Source organism: Roseateles sp. T103 (genome assembly GCF_057219915.1).
The window spans coordinates 801,678-820,220 of record NZ_JBXVVS010000001.1 but is presented as its reverse complement, the minus strand read 5'-3'; the positions used below and the strand labels follow the sequence as shown (position 1 = coordinate 820,220).

Genomic DNA, 18,543 nt, shown 5'->3' with positions numbered 1-18,543 from the left:
GTCGACCGCGAGCGTGACCCGGAGCAGCCGGCCAGCGCCGCCGCCCCGTCGCTCACACCTCAGCAGTCAGGATCAGACCGCGGGCATCAACCAACCCACTTCCGCGCATTACGGAACATGCGCATCCACGGGCTCAGCTCCTCGATCGCACCCGAGGTCCAGCTCATCTGCGCATTGCGGAACACCCGCTCCGGATGCGGCATCAGCACGGTGAAGCGGCCGTCGGCCGTCGTCACCGAGGTCAGGCCCTCGGGGCTGCCGTTGGGGTTCAGCGGATAGACCTCGGTGGGTGCGCCGCTGTTGTCCACATAGCGCATGGCGCGGGCCACCTTGGCGGCGTCGCCGCGCTGCGAGAAATCGGCATAACCCTCGCCGTGCGCGACCGCGATCGGCAGGCGGCTGCCGGCCATGCCCTGGAAGAACAGGCTGGGCGACTCCAGCACTTCGACCATGGCCAGACGGGCTTCGAACTGCTCGCTCTTGTTGCGCGTGAACTTGGGCCAGTGCTCGGCACCGGGAATGATGGGCGACAGCGCCGCCATCATCTGGCAGCCGTTGCACACGCCGAGCGCGAAGCTGTCGCTGCGCGCGAAGAAGGCCTTGAACTGATCGGCCAGCACCGGGTTGAACATCACCGAGCGCGCCCAGCCCTCGCCGGCGCCCAACGTGTCGCCGTAGGAGAAGCCACCGCAGGCGACAAAGCCCTTGAACTGATCCAGCGTGACGGCGCCGGACTGCAGATCGCTCATGTGCACATCGAAGGTGTCGAAGCCAGCCAGCGACATCGCATAGGCCATCTCCACATGCGAGTTCACGCCCTGCTCGCGCAGGATCGCCATGCGCGGACGCGCGCCGGTAGCAATGAAGGGCGCGGCGACGTCTTCCTTGGGATCGAAGCTCAGGCTGACATGCATGCCGGGATCGTCGGCACGGCCGGCCTGGGCATGTTCCTGGTCGGCGCAGGCGGGGTTGTCGCGCAGTTGCGTGATCTTCCAGGACACCATGTCCCACTGCTGGTGGAGCTCGGCCAGCGGCGCGCTGTAGACGCTCTTCGCATCGCGCCAGACCTCGACCTTGCCGCTGGTGTTGGGCTTGCCCACCACATGCGAGTGCTTGGCCAGGCCGTGCTTGCGCAGCACCTGCATCACCGCGTCGCGGTCGGCCGTATTCACTTGCAGCAGCGCGCCCAGTTCCTCGTTGAACAGCGCCTTGAGCGTCAGCTCCGCGCGGCGCGCGCCGACCTGGGTGGCCCAGTTCTTGGAGTCGCCCACATCGGCGCGGCTGTCGGAGACGCCGTCGCCTTCGGTGACCAACATGTCCACGTTCAGGCTGACGCCCATATGGCCGGCGAAGGCCATCTCGCAGGCGGCGGCCCACAGGCCGCCATCGCTGCGGTCGTGATAGGCCAGCAACTTGGCTTCGGCACGCAGCTCGTTGACCGCCTCGACCAGGCTCTTCAGCAGCGCCGGATCGTCGAGGTCGGGCACCGCACCGCCGAACTGGTTCAGCGCCTGCGCGAGGATGGAGCCGCCCATGCGGTTCTTGCCCTGGCCCAGATCGACGAGGATCAGGCTGGTGTCACCCGGCTGCAGCTGCGGCGTCAGCGTGCCGCGCACATCGGACAGCGTCGCGAAGGCCGAAACGATCAGCGAGACCGGCGCAGTGACCTGGCGGGTTTCACCGTCGGCCGACCAACGCGTGCGCATCGACAGCGAATCCTTGCCCACCGGGATCGAGATGCCCAGCGCCGGGCACAGCTCCATGCCCACAGCCTTTACCGTGTCGAACAGCGCCGCGTCCTCGCCGGGCTCGCCGCAGGCGGCCATCCAGTTGGCGCTGAGCTTGACGCGCGGCAGCTCGATCGGCGCGGCGAGCAGATTGGTGATGGCCTCGGCCACGGCCATGCGGCCCGAGGCCGGCGCGTCGACCGCAGCCAGCGGCGTGCGCTCGCCCATGCTCATCGCCTCGCCGCGCAGGCCCTTGAAGTCGGCCAGCGTGACCGCGCAATCGGCCACCGGCACCTGCCAGGGGCCGACCATCTGGTCGCGGTGGTTCAGGCCGCCCACGGTGCGGTCGCCGATGGTGACGAGGAAGCGCTTGGATGCCACGGTCGGGTGGCGCAGCACATCGGCCGCCACGGCAGCCAGGTCCACATCGGCCAGGTTCAGCGTGCCGGCGTCGCGCGCCACGCGCTCGACCACACGGTGCATCTTGGGCGGCTTGCCCAAGAGCACGTCCATGGGCATATCGATGGCGCGCTCGCCGCCCTCGCCGTCTTCCAGGATCAGCTCGCGCGCCTCGGTGGTGACGCCCACCACCGCGAAGGGGCAGCGCTCGCGCTCGCACATGCTCTTGAAGAGTTCCAGGCTCTCGGGCGCGATGGCCAGCACATAGCGCTCCTGGCTCTCGTTGCACCAGATCTCCTTGGGCGCCAGGCCGGACTCCTCCAGCGGCACCTTGCGCAGGTCGAAGCGCGCGCCGCGGCCGGCATCGTTGACCAGCTCGGGGAAGGCATTGGAGATGCCGCCGGCGCCGACGTCATGGATGGCCAGGATGGGGTTCTTTTCGGCCAGACCCCAGCAGTGGTTGATGACCTCCTGCACGCGGCGCTCGATCTCCGGGTTGCCGCGTTGCACCGAGTCGAAGTCCAGATCGGCGGTGTTCGTGCCCGCCGCCATCGACGAGGCCGCGCTGCCGCCCATGCCGATGCGCATGCCCGGGCCGCCCAGCTGCACCAGCAGGCTGCCGGCCGGGAACTCGATCTTCTTGGTCAGGTCGGCACGGATCGCGCCGATGCCGCCGGCGATCATGATGGGCTTGTGATAGCCGCGCTCGACGCCGTCCACGCTCTGCTCGTAGACGCGGAAGTAGCCGCCCAGGTTGGGCCGGCCGAATTCGTTGTTGAAGGCTGCGCCGCCGATCGGGCCTTCGATCATGATCTGCAGCGGGCTGGCGATGTGCTCCGGCTTGCCGATGTTCTTCGCCTCCCAGGGCTCGGCCAAGCCGGGCAGGCGCAGGTTGGATACCGAGAAGCCGGTCAGGCCGGCCTTGGGCTTGGCGCCGCGGCCGGTGGCGCCTTCGTCGCGGATCTCGCCGCCAGCGCCGGTGGACGCGCCCGGGAAGGGCGAGATCGCCGTCGGGTGGTTGTGCGTCTCGACCTTCATCAGCACATGCGAGGTCTCGGCGCGGGCCTGGTACTGCGGTGCGCGCTTGTCGCCCGCGGCCATAAAGCGCTCGATCTCGTGGCCTTCCATCACCGCCGCGTTGTCCGAGTAGGCGACCACCGAATGCTGCGGATGCAGCTTCTCGGTGTTGCGGATCATGCCGAACAGGGACAGGTCCTGCTCCTGGCCATCCACGGTGAACTTGGCGTTGAAGATCTTGTGGCGGCAGTGCTCCGAGTTCGCCTGCGCGAACATCATCAGCTCGACGTCGCTGGGATTGCGCTTCAGGCCCTGGAAGGCATTGACCAGGTAGTCGATCTCGTCATCCGACAGCGCCAGGCCGAAATCCTTGTTGGCCTTCTCCAGCGCCGCCCTGCCCTTGCCCAGCACATCCACATGCTCCAGCGGCTGGGCCGTCTTCTCGTCGAAGAGATGGGCAGCGTCCTCGCGCGCGAAGAGCACGCTCTCGGTCATACGGTCATGCAGGGCCTCGGCGCAGGCCAGCAGCTCCTGCTGGCTCAGCGTCTTCGTGCCACCCAGCAAGCCGGACTTGAGCGTGATGCGGTATTCGGTGACGCGCTCGACGCGGTGGATATCGAGGCCGCAGTTGTGCGCGATGTCGGTGGCCTTGGAGGCCCAGGGGCTGACCGTACCCAGGCGAGGCGCCACGACGATCAGACTGCCCTCCGCCGGGCCGGCATAGGCATCGCCGTAGTCCAGCAGCGCGGCCAACTTGGCCTGCGCTTCGGCGCCCAGATCGGCATCGCTCCACACCCAGTGCACATGGCGCGCATGGACGCCGGTGATGCGATCGTTGACCGCCTGCAGCTTGGGCAGCAGCGCCTGGGCGCGGAAGGCGGACAGCGCGTTGCCGCCCTCGAAGTGAAGCAGGAAGTGCTTGGACGACGTGGTGGTGGAGGCCATGGAATCCCGGGGCGGCGCCAGCGGCGCGGTGGTTGCAGCCCGGCTCGTGGCCGGACCGTGGAAGCAGCCCGGGATTCTACCTAGGCAGGCGCACCCCGTCGGCGCGGCCTGCCCAGGCGATCAGACACTCACTTTTCGGTCTTCATGCGTCGCACGATGGCCTCGGCGCGATCGAGCAAGGCGGCCTGGTCGATGGTCGTCAGCTCGCGCTTGTCGAGCACGCGGCGGCCGCCGACCCAGACATCGCTGACATGCTCGCGTCCGGCCACATAGACCAGCTGTGCATCGGCGTGATAGACCGGGCGACATTCCAGCGCTTCCAGCGAGACAGCCACCACGTCGGCCAGCTTGCCCACTTCCAGCGAGCCCAGATCGGCCTCGCGGCCCATGGCCTTGGCGGCGCGGATCGTCGCCATCTCCAGCGCGGTGCGCGCCGAGACGGTCAGCGGGTCGCCGGTCGCGCCCTTGGCCAGCAGCGCCGCGGCGCGCACCTCGGCGAACATGTCCTGGCGGTTGTTCGATGCGGCGCCGTCGGTGCCCAGCACGGTGTTGACGCCGGCAGCCTCCAGCGCCTTCACCGGCGCGATGCCCGAGGCCAGCTTGAGATTGGAGCTGGGGTTGTGCACGAGGTGCACACCCTGCCTGGCGATCAGCTCGATCTCGGCCTCGTTCAGATGCACCATGTGCACGGCCATCATGCGCTCGCTGAGCAGGCCCAGCTTGTGCAGGCGCTCCAGCGGCCGCATGCCATGCTGCTTGACGCTGCCCTCGACCTCGTCGAGCGTCTCATGGATATGGCAGTGCAGCTGCAGATCGTGCGTCTCGGCCAGCTCGCGCAGCTTGACGAAGGTCTCGTCCGACACCGTGTAGGGCGCATGCGGCGCGCTGGTCCAGTCCAGCAGCTTCTCGCCCTTGAATTGCTGGTAGGCGGCCAGGCCCTTGGCGATGTAGTCGTCCGGCCCCGAGGCATAGCCGGTCGGGAAGTCGATCACATTGATCGACACGCCGGCGCGTATGCCCGAGTCCAGCGCGGCGCGCGCCATCGCGGTGGGGAAGAAATACATGTCGTTGAGGTAGGTGACCCCGCCGCGCAGCGCCTCGGCCGCGGACAGCAGCGAACCCTGGTAGGTCCAGTCCTCGCTGACCCACTTCTTCTCCAGCGGCCAGATGTGGTTGTTGAGCCAGTCCATCAGCGCCAGGTCGTCGGCCACGCCGCGCAGCAGCGACATCGCGGAGTGCGTGTGCGCATTGATCAGACCCGGGATCAGCACATGCTGAGGCAGCTCGATGCGCGCGGCCTGCGCGTAGCGCGCTTGCGCCTCGGCCCAGGGCAGGATCGCGGCGATGCGCTCGCCTTCGATCACCAGCGCATGCTGTTCGAGCACGGCGCTGCCCGGCGCCATCGAGACGATCCAGCCTGCCTTGATCAGCTGGGTAGAGGTGGCGGACGTGGTCATGAGGTCTACGTTCCTTGTGCTTCAGATGAGGGCTTGAACAGCGAGGCGAACAGCGCGAGCACGCCCTCGGCGTCCACGCCGATGCAGGCCTGCTGCGGCGGGCAGCCACTCCATGGCGTCTGCTGCGTGCCAGCGGGCTTGCTGGTGTCCTGAATCGTCTGGCCGACGGCGATGCCGTCGAGCACCACGCGCACCGGGCCGCTGCGCAGGCGGAAGAGCCCGGGTGCGACGATATGGGCTGCCGCCGTGGCATCGTGGCAGTAGATGCCGCCGATGCCGGCGAGCTCGTGATAGAAGTCCTGGTAGTGGCGCGTGGCTTCCCAAAGGAAGTCGCCCACCGGCTCGCCGCGCAGATCGGCCAGGTAGTCGTGGCACATGACGACCTCGTGCGTCACGTCCAGTCCGACGATGACCACCGGCCAGCTGGCGGTGAAGACGATGTCGGCCGCCTCGGGGTCGTTGATGATGTTGGCCTCGGCCACCGGCGTGACGTTGCCGCCGTGGCCGTGCATGCCAAAAGCGCCGCCCATCACCACCACCTGCTTGACCTTGGCGGCAATACCCGGGTCATGGCGCAGCGCCAGCGCCAGATTGCTCATCGGTCCGACGGCGAGCAGCGTGAGCTCGCCCGGCTCGGCATTGACCATGTCGCAGATCAGCTCGTGCGCAGGCCGTGGATCGAGTGCGCGCACCGCAGGGGGCAGGCGCGAGACCATGCCGCCCAGCCCGTCGTCACCGTGCACATGGGCCGGCGCCTCGCGCTCGGCACCAGCGCGCAACGGGCCGGCTGCGCCAGCGGCGATCGGCACATCCAGCCCATAGAAGGCCGCCAGACGCTGCGCATTGCGCGTGGTGATCTCCAGCGAGGCGTTGCCGAAGGCCGTGGTGATCGCGCGCAAATCGATGTCCGGATGCCGGGCAAGCAGACACAAGGCCATCGCATCGTCTATGCCCGGATCGGTGTCGAAGATCACCGGGATGGCGCGTTTCATCATCGTCATGCGCCCTCCTGCTGGCCGATCTCGTCGCGGCGCGGCATCGCGGATTGCACACCGGAGCGGCTCACCGCGATGGCGGCTGCCGCCTGGCCGAGACGGATCGCCAGGTCGGCCGGCTGGCCCTCCGCCAGCCCTGTGGCAAAGCCGCCAACGAAGGTATCGCCGGCACCAACCGTGTCGACCGCCTGCACGGCGCGCGTCGGCAGCATGCGGCAGCCCTCTGACGAGCACCACAGCACACCCTGCGCACCGAGCGTCACCAGCACCTGCCTCGCGCCACGCGCGAGCAGCAGGCCAGCCGCGCTCTCCATCGAGGCGGCTCCGGCGGACAGCTCCTCCAGCTCGGTCTCGTTGAGCACCAGCCAATCGCACAGCGAGAGCAACCGGTCGCTCAGACTCAGCGCCGGCGCAGCATTGAGCACCGTCTGCACGCCGGCCTCTCGCGCCAGCGCGAAGGCGGCCTCGATGGCCGGCATCGGCACTTCCAGTTGCGCAACGACGACGCGAGCGCTCTGCAGCAGGTGCGCCGCCGCTTGCACGTCGCCAAGGCCAAGCTGGGCATTGCTGCCCGGCACATAGACGATGGAATTTTCGCCACCGGCGCTGGCCACCATGATCACTGCGATGCCAGGCAAGGCCTGCGCGTCGATCGCGACGCCGGAGCAATCCACGCCCTCCGCCGCCAGCGCGGCCAGCAGGTCATCGCCGTGAAGGCGGGTGCCCAGACGACCGACAAAGGCGGTCGGTGCGCCCAGACGCGCGGCGGCAACCGCCTGGTTCGCGCCCTTTCCGCCCGGCGACATGTCGAAGCCGTCGCCGAGCAGGGTCTCGCCCGGGGCCGGCAGGCGCGCCGAGCGCGCCACCATGTCCATATTGATGCTGCCGACGACGACCACCTGCGGCGTCGACTTGCCCAGTTCCTGCTGCAGATTCATTCCAGAAATCCCTTGCCGTGGTGCTGGCAGCTCAGCCTGCTGCATCGCTGGCCGGCGGGCAGCTGCTCTCTCGCACCACCAGGCGGGGCTTGAGACGCAGATCCTTCAACGATGCACCGGGATGCTCGATGCGCTCGATCAGCACGCGCCCTGCCTCGCGCCCCAGCTCCTGGATCGAGCAGCCCACGGTGCTCAGCGCGGGAAAGACGAAATGTCCCAACTCGATGTCGTCGAAGCCGACGATGGACAGCTGCTGAGGCAGCTTGAGGCCCATCTCGGCCGCCGCGCGCAGCGCACCCAGCGCCATCAGATCGTTGCTGGCGAAGACCGCCGTGATGTCCGGCCGCGCTTGCAGCAGCGCGCGTGCCGCCGAGTAGCCGCCGGCGCTGCTGAAATCGGCTTCGATGAGCAGGCCCTCGTCGACGCTGAGGCCCGCCTCCTCGTGGGCACGACGCCAGCCGCCGATGCGCTCCTGTGCCACCTCGAACTCCGCCGGGCCGCTGATGCAGCCGATGCGGCGATGGCCCAACCCGATCAGGTGCTCGACCGCCTTGCGTGCGCCGTCGAGGTTGTCGATGCTGACGCAGTCGGCACGGGCGCCCGGCACCAGGCGGTCCACCGTCACCGCGGGCACCGTGGCCTGCTTGAAGATGCGCGCCAGCGCGTCGGCGTCGCCGGCCGACGTCAGCAACAAGCCATCGACACGCTTCTCCAGCAGGGTCCGCATGTACTGCTGCTGGCGCTTGGGATCGTTGTCCGAGTTGCACAGGAACACCGAATAACCAGCCTGGCGACAGGCGGCTTCGACGCCGACCACCAACTCGGCGAAGAAGGGGTTGGTTACGGTCGGCACGAGCACGCCGACGATGCGCGTCTGCGCCTTGCGCAAGGACCGGGCCACAGCGCTGGGCAGGTAACCGATCTCCTCCACCGCAGCCAGCACCCGGCGGCGCGCATCGGCGCTGACAGGGCGGGTCTCGTTGAGGACATGGGAGACGGTGGTGAAGGACACGCCGGCGCGTGCGGCGACGTCTTTGATGGTGCTCACGATGGGCGCTGAAATCGGTCAAGAAGGTTCAAGAGGCACGCCGGTCCGAGGACCAAGACGCACGACGGCATTATCGGCAAACGATTGGCATCATCGATGCCCGATCCCTTGTTTTTTACCTGAGAAGTCTTGCGCCAACTTTGCGTCACGTTGCGCAAAATTAGTGCACCTCTATAGAAAGTCCTCGCGACAGCAGAACAATGAAAAGCAAAAAGGCCCTGCCGCTGATGTGCGGCAGGGCCTGTGGCGGAGGACGCCTTGGGCAGGCCAAGACCTGCCCAAGCCAGTCCGGCGGCGATCAGCGCTGAGCGATCGGCTTGACGTCGCGCTTGGTGGCGCCGACGAAGAGCTGGCGCGGACGGCCGATCTTGTACTCGGGGTCGCCGATCATCTCGTTGAGCTGGGCGATCCAGCCGACCGTGCGAGCCAGCGCGAAGATCGCGGTGAACAGCGGCACCGGAATGCCGATGGCGCGCTGCACGATGCCCGAGTAGAAGTCGACGTTCGGGTACAGCTTGCGCGCGACGAAGTATTCGTCTTCCAGCGCGATCTTCTCGAGTTCCATGGCGAGCTTGAACATCGGGTCGTTGTGCAGACCCAGTTCGCCCAGCACCTCGTGGCAGGTCTCGCGCATCAGCTTGGCACGCGGGTCGTAGTTCTTGTAGACACGGTGACCGAAGCCCATCAGCTTGACGCCGGAGTTCTTGTCCTTGACCTGCTTGATGAACTCGCCGATCTTGGCCACGCCGCCCTGCTGCTGGATGTCGGCCAGCATGTTCAGGCAAGCCTCGTTGGCGCCACCGTGGGCCGGGCCCCACAGGCAGGCCACACCGGCCGCGATGGCTGCGAACGGGTTGGTGCCCGACGAGCCGCACAGGCGCACCGTCGAGGTCGACGCGTTCTGCTCGTGGTCGGCGTGCAGCGTGAAGATGCGGTCCATTGCACGCACCAGCACGTCGTTGGGCTTGTACTCCTCGCAGGGGGTGGCAAACATCATGCGCATGAAGTTGCCGGCGTAGGAGAGCTCGTTCTTCGGATAGATGTAGGGCTGGCCGATCGTGTACTTGTAGGCCATGGCCACGAGCGTGGGCATCTTGGCGATCAGGCGGATCGCGGCGATTTCGCGGTGCTCGGGGTTATTGATGTCGGTGCTGTCGTGATAGAAGGCCGACAGCGCGCCAACCAGGCCGGTCATCACGGCCATCGGATGGGCGTCACGACGGAAGCCGCGCAGGAAGAACTGCATCTGCTCGTTGACCATCGTGTGCTTCATCACGCGCTCGACGAAGGCGTCCTTCTGCGTGGCGTTCGGCAGCTCTCCGTACAGCAGCAGATAGCAGGTCTCGAGGTAGTCGCAGTTCACCGCGAGCTGCTCGATCGGGTAGCCGCGGTACAGCAGCTCGCCCTTGTCGCCATCGATGTAGGTGATGGTCGAATTGCAGGACGCGGTCGAGAGGAAACCCGGGTCGTAGGTGAACTTGCCCGTCTGCGCGTACAGCTTGCGGATGTCGATCACATCCGGGCCGATCGTGCCCTTGTAGATGGGCAGGTCCATGCTGGGGCTGCCGTCGGAGAACGACAGGGTGGCTTTCACGTCGGACGGGGTCATGGGCGTTCCTTATGACTCTAAGTGAGGATTTCTTCAGTGGGGGACTCGGAGCATGGCGAGCACTTCGCGAACATCGGCGCGGTCGATTTCGCCCTCGGGTTCCTTGCGGGCCAGCAGCAGATCCAGCAGGTCGTTGTCGGCCAGCTCCATCAGCTGCCGCAGGCCTTCGGCCTGGAACTGGGTCAGGCTACGCTCATGCCGCGCGAAGAAGCGCTCGATGAAGAGGTCGTTCTCCAGCAGGCCGCGGCGGCAGCGCCACTTCAGCTTGGAGAGCGCCCTCTCGTCGATCAGATCGCTGGCGGAGTTCATGAGCGTGCTCGACCCGATGCTCGATCAGACGGCGCGGCGCACCATCAGTTCCTTGATCTTGCCGATCGCCTTGGTGGGGTTCAGACCCTTCGGGCAGACGTCCACGCAGTTCATGATCGTGTGGCAACGGAACAGACGGTAGGGATCTTCCAGATTGTCCAAACGCTCGTTGGTGGCCTGATCGCGGCTGTCGGCAATGAAGCGGTAGGCCTGCAACAGACCGGCCGGGCCGACGAACTTGTCGGGGTTCCACCAGAAGCTCGGGCAGCTGGTCGAGCAGCTCGCGCACAGGATGCACTCGTACAGGCCATCGAGCTCTTCACGCTCCTCCGGCGACTGCAGGCGCTCCTTCTCGGGCAGCGGGTTGTCGTTGACCAGGAAGGGCTTGATCGAGTGGTACTGCTTGAAGAACTGCGTCATGTCGACGATCAGGTCGCGCACGACGGGCAGACCAGGCAGCGGCTTGAGCACCACGGTCTTCGGCAGCGAACGCATATTCGTCAGGCAGGCCAAGCCGTTCTTGCCGTTGATGTTCATCGCATCCGAACCGCACACGCCTTCGCGGCAGGAACGGCGGAAGCTCAGCGTGGGATCGACAGCCTTGAGCTTGACCAGGGCGTCCAGCAGCATGCGCTCGTTACCTTCGAGTTCGATCTCGATGGTCTGCATGTAGGGCTTGGCGTCCTTGTCCGGGTCGTAGCGGTAGATCTGAAAAGTGCGCTTGTCGCTCATGTCTCAATCCTCAGAAAGTCCGGACCTTGGGCGGAACGGACTCCACCGTCAGCGGCTGCAGGTTCACCGGCTTGTAGTCGAGGCGGTTGCCTTCGGAGTACCACAGCGTGTGCTTCATCCAGTTCGCGTCGTCACGATCCGGATAGTCGTTGTGCGCATGGGCGCCACGGCTTTCCGGACGTGCGGCTGCCGAGATCATCGTGGCCTTGGCGGCCTCGATCAGGTTCTCGACCTCCAGCGCTTCCACACGGGCGGTGTTGAAGATCTTGGACTTGTCCTTCAGGCCGATGGACTTCACACGCTCGGCGACCTCGAGGATCTTCTTGACGCCTTCGTCCATGCTGGCCTGCGTGCGGAACACGCCCGCATGCTTCTGCATGGTCGAGCGGATGTCGTTGGCGACATCCTGCGCATACTCGCCGTTGCTGGCCGAATCCAGGCGGGCCAGGCGTTCGAGCGTGCGGTCGGCAGCGTCCTTGGGCAGTTCCTTGAAGGACTTCGTCTTGAGGTTGAAGTCGACGATATGGTTGCCCGCGGCACGACCGAAGACCACCAGATCCAACAACGAATTGGTGCCCAGGCGGTTGGCGCCATGCACCGAGACGCAGGAGCACTCACCTACAGCGTAGAGGCCGTTGATGATGTCGTTCGGTTTGCCGTTCTTCGGCACCACCACCTGACCGTGGACGTTGGTCGGAATGCCGCCCATCTGGTAGTGGATGGTCGGCACCACGGGGATAGGCTCCTTGGTGATATCGACGTTGGCGAAGTTGTGGCCGATCTCGTACACCGAGGGCAGACGCTTCATGATCGTCTCGGCACCCAGGTGGGTCATGTCCAGCAGCACATAGTCCTTGTTCGGACCGCAGCCGCGACCTTCCTTGATCTCTTGGTCCATCGAGCGCGAGACGAAGTCGCGCGGCGCCAGATCCTTCAGCGTCGGGGCATAGCGCTCCATGAAGCGTTCGCCGTTGCAGTTGCGCAGGATCGCGCCCTCACCGCGGCAGCCTTCGGTCAGCAGCACGCCCGCGCCAGCCACGCCGGTCGGGTGGAACTGCCAGAACTCCATGTCCTCCAGCGGGATGCCGGCACGCGCCGCCATGCCCAGGCCGTCGCCGGTGTTGATGAAGGCGTTGGTCGAGGCCGCATAGATTCGGCCCGCGCCGCCGGTGGCCAGCAGCACGGTCTTGGCCTGGAGGATGTGCACCTCGCCGGTCTCCATCTCCAGCGCAGTCACGCCCACGGCATCGCCATCGGCGTCGCGGATGATGTCCAGCGCCATCCACTCGACGAAGAACTGCGTGCGCGCCTTAACGTTCTGCTGGTACAGCGTGTGCAGCAGCGCGTGGCCGGTACGGTCGGCAGCGGCGCAAGCACGCTGCACCGGCTTCTCACCGTAGTTGGCGGTGTGACCGCCGAAGGGACGCTGGTAGATCGTGCCGTCGGGGTTGCGGTCGAAGGGCATGCCGAAGTGCTCGAGCTCGTACACGACCTTCGGCGCCTCACGGCACATGAACTCGATCGCGTCCTGGTCGCCCAGCCAGTCCGAGCCCTTGACGGTATCGAAGAAGTGGTAGTGCCAGTTGTCCTCGGACATATTGCCCAGCGAGGCACCGATACCGCCCTGGGCGGCCACCGTGTGCGAGCGGGTCGGGAACACCTTGGACAGCACGGCCACGTTCAGGCCGGCCAGCGACAGCTGCAGCGAGGCACGCATGCCGGAGCCGCCGGCTCCGACGATCACCACATCGAATTTGCGCTTTGCGAGCGACGTTCCAATTTGCATTACAGCCTCCACAGCACCTGGATCGCCCAACCCGCGCAACCCACCAACCAAACCAGCGTGAACACGTGCAGCGCCAGGCGCACGCCCACCGGCTTGACGTAGTCCATCCAGATATCACGCACACCGACCCAGGCGTGGTACGCCAGCGAGACGATCAGCGCGAAAGTCAGGAACTTCATCCACTGCTGGGCGAAGATGCCCGCCCAGCGTTCGTAGCCCAGTTCACCAGGCATCAGCACCTGCACCAGCAGGACGATGGTGAACAAGGCCATCAGCACTGCGGTGATGCGCTGGCCGAGCCAGTCGCGCAGGCCATAGTGCGCACCCGCAACGATGCGCTTGGAGCCGTAAGTACTCATTGTTGTTGTGCCTCTTGGGTTGGTCAGTACAGGCCGAACAGCTTGGCGCCCAGCGCAACGGTCAGCACCACGCTCAGGCCCAGCGTCGCCAGCGCGCTGCTATGACCCTGCGCCTTGCTGACACTGTGCGTCGCGTCCATCCACAGGTGGCGCACGCCGGCGATGAAGTGATGCAGATAGCCCCAGATCAAGCCCAGGCTGACCAGCTTGACGAACCAGCCAGGCACGAAGCCGATGCCGGCGACGAAGGCATTGGTGAAGGCGCCGTAGCTGACCTCCGAGGTGACGCTGTTATCGAACATCCAGATCACCAGCGGCAGCAGCACGAACATGAGCATGCCGCTGATGCGATGCAGGATCGACACGATGCCTGCGGGCGGCAGACGGTACGAGACGATCTGCGTCACATGGATGTTGCGATAGACCGGTCGCTTCTTAGCAATCTCTGTCATACCCGACCTTTGTAATCAACATGAAACCGATAGATTTTATTGCAACGCAGCACGTCACCGAGCGAAATTCGTCCCTGCCGCACTGGCGTCATTGCCTCAGTTCAAGTCATTCCGGTAGTAGTGCGTGGCGGTGTTATATAGACCGCGCCGCAACTCCACCGGCTTGTCCCCATAGGTGAAAGAAAGTCGGTCCACGCTGAGCAGCGGCGTGCCCTGCGGCACCTGCAGCAGGGCTGCAGACTCTGCATCAGCAGCCACGGCGCGGATCTTCTCCTGCGCCCGGATCATGTGCACACCGAACTCAGCCTCGAACAGTCCATAGAACGGCCCGCGATGGCGCTCTAGGCGCTCGGTCGTCAGCCCCTTGAACAGCTCGCCAGGCAGCCAGATGTCGTCGAGCACGACCGGACTGCCCTGCTTGTGCAGAATGCGCCGCACTTCGACCATGGCCGCACCGGCGCGCAAGCCGAACTGCTTGGCAATCCAGGCCGGCGCACGCTGACGGCGGCAGTCGAGCAGCTGGCGCCCAAGACCTGGATCCTGCCCCTCGTCAGGCATCAGGCGCAGAAAGCGGTACTGCTGCTGCTGCTCGGCATGGGTGGCAACAAAAGTGCCCTTGCCCTGGCGCCGCACCAACAGATTCTCCGCAGCCAGCTCGTCCACCGCCTTGCGCACCGTACCCTGGCTGACGCCGAAGCGCGCGGCCAGGTCGAGCTCACTGGGAATTGCCTCGCCCGCCTTCCATTCGCCACCCTGAAGGCTGGTGATGATCAGCCCCTTGATCTGTCGGTACAGAGGGCTGAAGGAGGGACCGGCTTCGACGCGTACGGCGTCGCCCGGCAGGACGGAGGAGGCGGACATCGGCCGGCATTGCAGCACAAGCCAGCAGGGCAGTCCAGCAATAGCCGACTGCTGTCTTGTATAAGACATAAGAGCGTCAGTTTTGTGCAAAGCAACACGCATAATCTCGGGCAACCGCGATTGCGCGCGACGGTCAAGCCGGGAATTGCCCTCGCTCTGGCCTACACTTGGCGCCCACAGCGCCGGGAGGGCCGTGGCCCGCGCGAGCGCCGAGCAGCTTCACTTCCATCCCATTCCGGAGATCTCCATGAGCAAGAAACCCGTTCGCGTTGCCGTCACCGGCGCCGCCGGCCAGATCGGCTATGCCCTGCTGTTCCGTATCGCTTCCGGCGAAATGCTGGGCAAGGACCAGCCCGTGATCCTGCAGCTGCTGGAGATCCCTGACGAGAAGGCCCAGAACGCGCTGAAGGGCGTGATCATGGAACTGGAAGACTGCGCCTTCCCGCTGCTGGCCGGCATCGAGGCCCACAGCGACCCGATGAGCGCCTTCAAAGACACCGACTACGCGCTGCTCGTCGGCGCCCGTCCTCGCGGCCCCGGCATGGAGCGCGCCGACCTGCTGGCTGCCAACGCGCAGATCTTCACCGCCCAGGGCAAGGCCCTGAACGCCGTGGCTTCGCGCAACGTCAAGGTGCTGGTCGTCGGCAACCCCGCCAACACCAATGCCTACATCGCGATGAAGTCGGCCCCGGACCTGCCGGCCAAGAACTTCACCGCCATGCTGCGTCTGGACCACAACCGCGCCGCCTCGCAGATCGCCACCAAGATCGGCTGCGCCGTGGGCGACATCGAGAAGCTGTGCGTGTGGGGCAACCACTCGCCGACGATGTACGCCGACTACCGCTTCGCCACGGTGAACGGCAAGTCGGTCAAGGACACCATCAATGATCACGACTGGAACGCCAACGTGTTCCTGCCGACCGTCGGCAAGCGCGGTGCCGCCATCATCGCCGCTCGTGGCCTGTCCTCGGCCGCATCGGCCGCCAACGCAGCCATCGACCATATGCGCGACTGGGCCCTGGGCACCAACGGCAAGTGGGTCACGATGGGCATCCCGTCCAACGGCGAATACGGCATCCCGAAGGAAGTGATGTTCGGCTACCCCGTCACCTGCGAAGGCGGCGAGTACAAGATTGTCGAGGGCCTGCCCATCGATGCCTTCTCGCAAGAGTGCATCAACAAGACCCTGGCCGAGCTGGAAGGCGAGAAGGACGGCGTCAAGCACCTGCTGTAAGTCGTTCGCTGGCGCTTTCTGAGCGACACTGAAGGGCCGGCCATGCCGGCCCTTTGTCATTGCTGGATCCCATCCGTACCGCATGAGCAACACCCTGCATCCCAAGCTGGCCCTGTTCGAGGAAGGCGACGCCGCCACCGTGCTGCCGGTGGTCGACCACTACTGCGGCGTCGAGTTGCGCATGCGCAAGAGCATGGAGCTGCAGCAGCAGATGGGCCCCTTGTTCGACATCACGCTGGACTGCGAGGACGGCGCACCAATCGGCGCCGAGGCCCAGCATGCGCAGATGGTGGCCGAGCTGGTGACGAGCAGCGACAACCGCTTCGGCCGCATCGGTGCGCGCGTGCACCCGCTGGACCACGCCTGCTTCGAAGCCGATGTGGACACGCTGATCGGCAAGGCCGGCGAACGGCTGGCCTACCTGATGGTGCCCAAGCCGCGCAGCGCCGCCGAGGTGCGCGCTGCCTGTAGCGCCATCGATGCCGCGCTGCAGCGCCACGGCATCAAGAAGCCCTTGCCGGTGCACACCTTGATCGAGACGCACGGCGCGCTGCACGAGGTCTGGCAGATCGCCGCACACCCGCGTATCGAGTCGCTGTCCTTCGGTCTGATGGACTTCGTCTCGGCCCATCGCGGCGCGATCCCACGCGCCGGCATGAGCGCACAGGGCCAGTTCAGCCACCCCCTGGTGGTGCGAGCCAAGCTCGAGATCGCTGCCGCGGCACATGCCAACAGCAAGACGCCCTCGCATTGCGTGGTAACCGAGTTCAAGCACAAAAGCGCCATCCAGGAAGCCGCCACCCGAGCCGCGCGTGAGTTCGGCTACACGCGCATGTGGAGCATCCACCCCAACCAGATCGAACCCATCATCGAGGCCTTCGCACCCAGCGTGGCCGAGATCGACGAAGCCATCGAAATCATCCATGCGGCCCAGGCCGCACACTGGGCGCCTATCCAACACCGCGACACACTCCACGACCGCGCCAGCTACCGCTACTTCTGGCAGGTGCTGGAACGCGCCCATCGCACCGGACAGGAACTGCCCGCCGAGGTGAAGCGCAACTGGTTCGACGGTGCCTGACCGACGGTTTCCTCCGTTGACCAGCCGATACAACTGTCGCTTTACAGCAGGGCTGCTTCGGTTCACGCTTACAGCTGAGCCGTCCCGGGATGCTCGCAAACGCCAGTGACTGGCCCATGCGCAGCGGGGACAATCCGCTCCGGCTTGAACGAGGATCCGCACCATGCGCCATCGCCTTACCGCCCTGCCCTGCATCATCACGACTGCTGCGCTGCTCGCGCTGCCTGCCCAGGCCTCGGTCGAGACCAAGGCCAAGCCGCAGAACCGCCTGGCCGCCAAGGTCACCAAGCCTGCACCTGTCGCCGCCCCGGAAGAGGATCAGCAGCTGAGCGAGGCGCAGCTCGCCGCCGCGCAGCGCGTCCATCAGGGCGAAGCCCAGTGCGAGTTCAACCAGAAGGTGAGCGTCACACCGCATCCGGACAAGCCGGGCCGCTTCCGCCTGCAATTCAACAAGATGGTCTACAACCTCTCGCCCGAGCCGACCACCACCGGTGCCGTGCGACTGGAGGACAAGCGCGCCGGCATCGTGTGGCTGCAGATCCCGAGCAAATCCATGCTGATGAACAGCAAGCTGGGCCAGCGCATGGTGGACAGCTGCCTCCACGAGGAACAGCGCCCGGTGGCCAACGCAGCGCCCAGCGCCGAAGCGGGCATCGGCATCGCCCCGGGTGGCAGCAGGCAGTAAGCCGCGGACCCGCTCGACGCGCCCGCATCGGTCGCGTCCACAACACGGGAGGCCTGGGCCTCCCGTTGCATTTGTGCTTCATGGCGGTGCATGACCATCCGCGCTTCTCAGGCTTGCGCGACGCTTGGTAGATGAGCTCGAGTACGTATAATCAATACATACTTTTCGGGTCGTACCGCACGCTCATGCCTCGCACCGAGACCGCCATGGAAGCCACTGTCGCCGAGCGCGGACAGATCACGCTTCCCAAAGCCGTGCGCGACGCACTGGGCCTGACCAAGGGCACGACGCTCAAGGTCGAGCTTGATGGCGGACGCATCATCCTGCGCAAGAACGTCGACGACGCGATCTCTCGTGCGCGTGGTCGCTTCAAGCTGGACGGTTTCGAGTCGGTGGACGATGCAATGCGCGCCGTGCGCGGCCGCGCCCCGGGCGATCCGGTCGAGCGCTGAAGGCTCACGGGCAGGGCCTCCTCATGATCGCCATCGACTCCTCCGTGCTCGTCGACCTGCTCAGCGACAGCCCCCGCGCCGACCTGGCCGAGGCGGCGCTGCGCGAGGCGCTCTCCAAGGGACCGGTGGTGGTCTGCGACGTCGTCGTCTCCGAGGTCTGCTCCTCGCTGCATGATGGCGATCAGGCGATGCAGGTGCTCGAGGAGATGGGCATCGTCTACAGCGCCGTCGAGCAACGCGCCGCGGTGCGCGCCGGCGAGATGCAGCGCCGCTACCGCAAGCGCGGCGGCGAACGCCAGCGCACCGTTCCCGATTTCATCGTCGGCGCCCATGCGTTGCTGCAGTGCAGCGGCCTGATCACCGCCGACGACTCGTTCTTTCGCGACTATTTCAAGGGGTTGAAACTGATCGTGCCCAAACTGGCATGATCATTGACCACTCCGCCAGCCAGTTCCAC

17 protein-coding genes are annotated in these 18,543 nt (G+C 66.0%); 5 read left to right on the top strand and 12 right to left on the bottom strand.

Annotated elements, in window-relative coordinates; genetic code table 11:
- Positions 1–86: 86 nt before the first annotated feature.
- The 12 genes from purL to AC2EBS_RS03550 form a co-directional block, all read right to left on the bottom strand.
- Positions 87–4,088 carry a phosphoribosylformylglycinamidine synthase gene (purL, locus tag AC2EBS_RS03605; RefSeq protein WP_484727005.1) on the bottom strand — a complete coding sequence of 1,334 codons (4,002 nt, stop codon included), beginning with the start codon at positions 4,086–4,088 and terminating at the stop codon, positions 87–89.
- 128 nt (positions 4,089–4,216) lie between these two features.
- A complete protein-coding gene (locus AC2EBS_RS03600) occupies positions 4,217–5,545 on the bottom strand; it encodes a TRZ/ATZ family hydrolase (protein WP_484727004.1) in 1,329 nt (442 codons plus the stop codon).
- A 5-nt stretch (positions 5,546–5,550) separates the two neighbouring features.
- Positions 5,551–6,546 carry a nucleoside hydrolase gene (locus AC2EBS_RS03595; protein WP_484727003.1) on the bottom strand — a complete coding sequence of 332 codons (996 nt, stop codon included), beginning with the start codon at positions 6,544–6,546 and terminating at the stop codon, positions 5,551–5,553.
- Positions 6,543–7,478, bottom strand: a complete 936-nt coding sequence (gene rbsK / locus AC2EBS_RS03590) for a ribokinase (RefSeq protein WP_484727002.1) — start codon at positions 7,476–7,478, stop codon at positions 6,543–6,545. The genes AC2EBS_RS03595 and rbsK overlap by 4 nt, the downstream gene beginning before the upstream one ends.
- Before the next feature lie 31 nt (positions 7,479–7,509).
- Complete coding sequence (locus tag AC2EBS_RS03585) at positions 7,510–8,526, bottom strand: LacI family DNA-binding transcriptional regulator (protein WP_484727001.1); 1,017 nt, start codon at positions 8,524–8,526, stop codon at positions 7,510–7,512.
- A gap of 298 nt (positions 8,527–8,824) precedes the next feature.
- Positions 8,825–10,135, bottom strand: coding sequence for a citrate synthase (gene gltA, locus AC2EBS_RS03580; protein WP_484727000.1), 1,311 nt, complete (start codon positions 10,133–10,135; stop codon positions 8,825–8,827).
- A 33-nt stretch (positions 10,136–10,168) separates the two neighbouring features.
- Entirely contained in the window at positions 10,169–10,444 is a 276-nt protein-coding gene (locus AC2EBS_RS03575; RefSeq protein ID WP_484726999.1) for an FAD assembly factor SdhE, read from the bottom strand.
- Between the two features lie 24 nt (positions 10,445–10,468).
- Positions 10,469–11,176 carry a succinate dehydrogenase iron-sulfur subunit gene (locus AC2EBS_RS03570; protein ID WP_484726998.1) on the bottom strand — a complete coding sequence of 236 codons (708 nt, stop codon included), beginning with the start codon at positions 11,174–11,176 and terminating at the stop codon, positions 10,469–10,471.
- Positions 11,177–11,186: 10 nt separating this feature from the next.
- On the bottom strand, positions 11,187–12,962 hold the full coding sequence (sdhA, locus tag AC2EBS_RS03565; RefSeq protein ID WP_484726997.1) for a succinate dehydrogenase flavoprotein subunit: 1,776 nt from the start codon (positions 12,960–12,962) through the stop codon (positions 11,187–11,189).
- Complete coding sequence (gene sdhD / locus AC2EBS_RS03560) at positions 12,962–13,321, bottom strand: succinate dehydrogenase, hydrophobic membrane anchor protein (RefSeq protein WP_484726996.1); 360 nt, start codon at positions 13,319–13,321, stop codon at positions 12,962–12,964. Before sdhD ends, sdhA begins: the two co-directional genes overlap by 1 nt.
- A gap of 23 nt (positions 13,322–13,344) precedes the next feature.
- Positions 13,345–13,773: a succinate dehydrogenase, cytochrome b556 subunit gene (sdhC, locus tag AC2EBS_RS03555; protein WP_484726995.1), complete on the bottom strand. Its 429-nt coding sequence runs from the start codon at positions 13,771–13,773 to the stop codon at positions 13,345–13,347.
- Positions 13,774–13,869: 96 nt separating this feature from the next.
- Complete coding sequence (locus tag AC2EBS_RS03550) at positions 13,870–14,634, bottom strand: GntR family transcriptional regulator (RefSeq protein WP_484726994.1); 765 nt, start codon at positions 14,632–14,634, stop codon at positions 13,870–13,872.
- A 247-nt stretch (positions 14,635–14,881) separates the two neighbouring features.
- Between AC2EBS_RS03550 and AC2EBS_RS03545 the strand changes: the two genes are divergently transcribed.
- The 5 genes from AC2EBS_RS03545 (at position 14,882) to AC2EBS_RS03525 (ending at position 18,514) form a co-directional block, all read left to right on the top strand.
- The gene (locus AC2EBS_RS03545) at positions 14,882–15,868 is read left to right on the top strand and encodes a malate dehydrogenase (protein ID WP_484726993.1); all 987 of its coding nucleotides are present in this window, start codon (positions 14,882–14,884) and stop codon (positions 15,866–15,868) included.
- A gap of 82 nt (positions 15,869–15,950) precedes the next feature.
- On the top strand, positions 15,951–16,949 hold the full coding sequence (locus tag AC2EBS_RS03540; protein ID WP_484726992.1) for an HpcH/HpaI aldolase/citrate lyase family protein: 999 nt from the start codon (positions 15,951–15,953) through the stop codon (positions 16,947–16,949).
- A gap of 163 nt (positions 16,950–17,112) precedes the next feature.
- The gene (locus tag AC2EBS_RS03535) at positions 17,113–17,634 is read left to right on the top strand and encodes a hypothetical protein (protein WP_484726991.1); all 522 of its coding nucleotides are present in this window, start codon (positions 17,113–17,115) and stop codon (positions 17,632–17,634) included.
- Positions 17,635–17,840: 206 nt separating this feature from the next.
- Entirely contained in the window at positions 17,841–18,086 is a 246-nt protein-coding gene (locus AC2EBS_RS03530; protein WP_484726990.1) for an AbrB/MazE/SpoVT family DNA-binding domain-containing protein, read from the top strand.
- A 23-nt stretch (positions 18,087–18,109) separates the two neighbouring features.
- Positions 18,110–18,514: a type II toxin-antitoxin system VapC family toxin gene (locus AC2EBS_RS03525; protein WP_484726989.1), complete on the top strand. Its 405-nt coding sequence runs from the start codon at positions 18,110–18,112 to the stop codon at positions 18,512–18,514.
- Positions 18,515–18,543 lie beyond the last annotated feature (29 nt).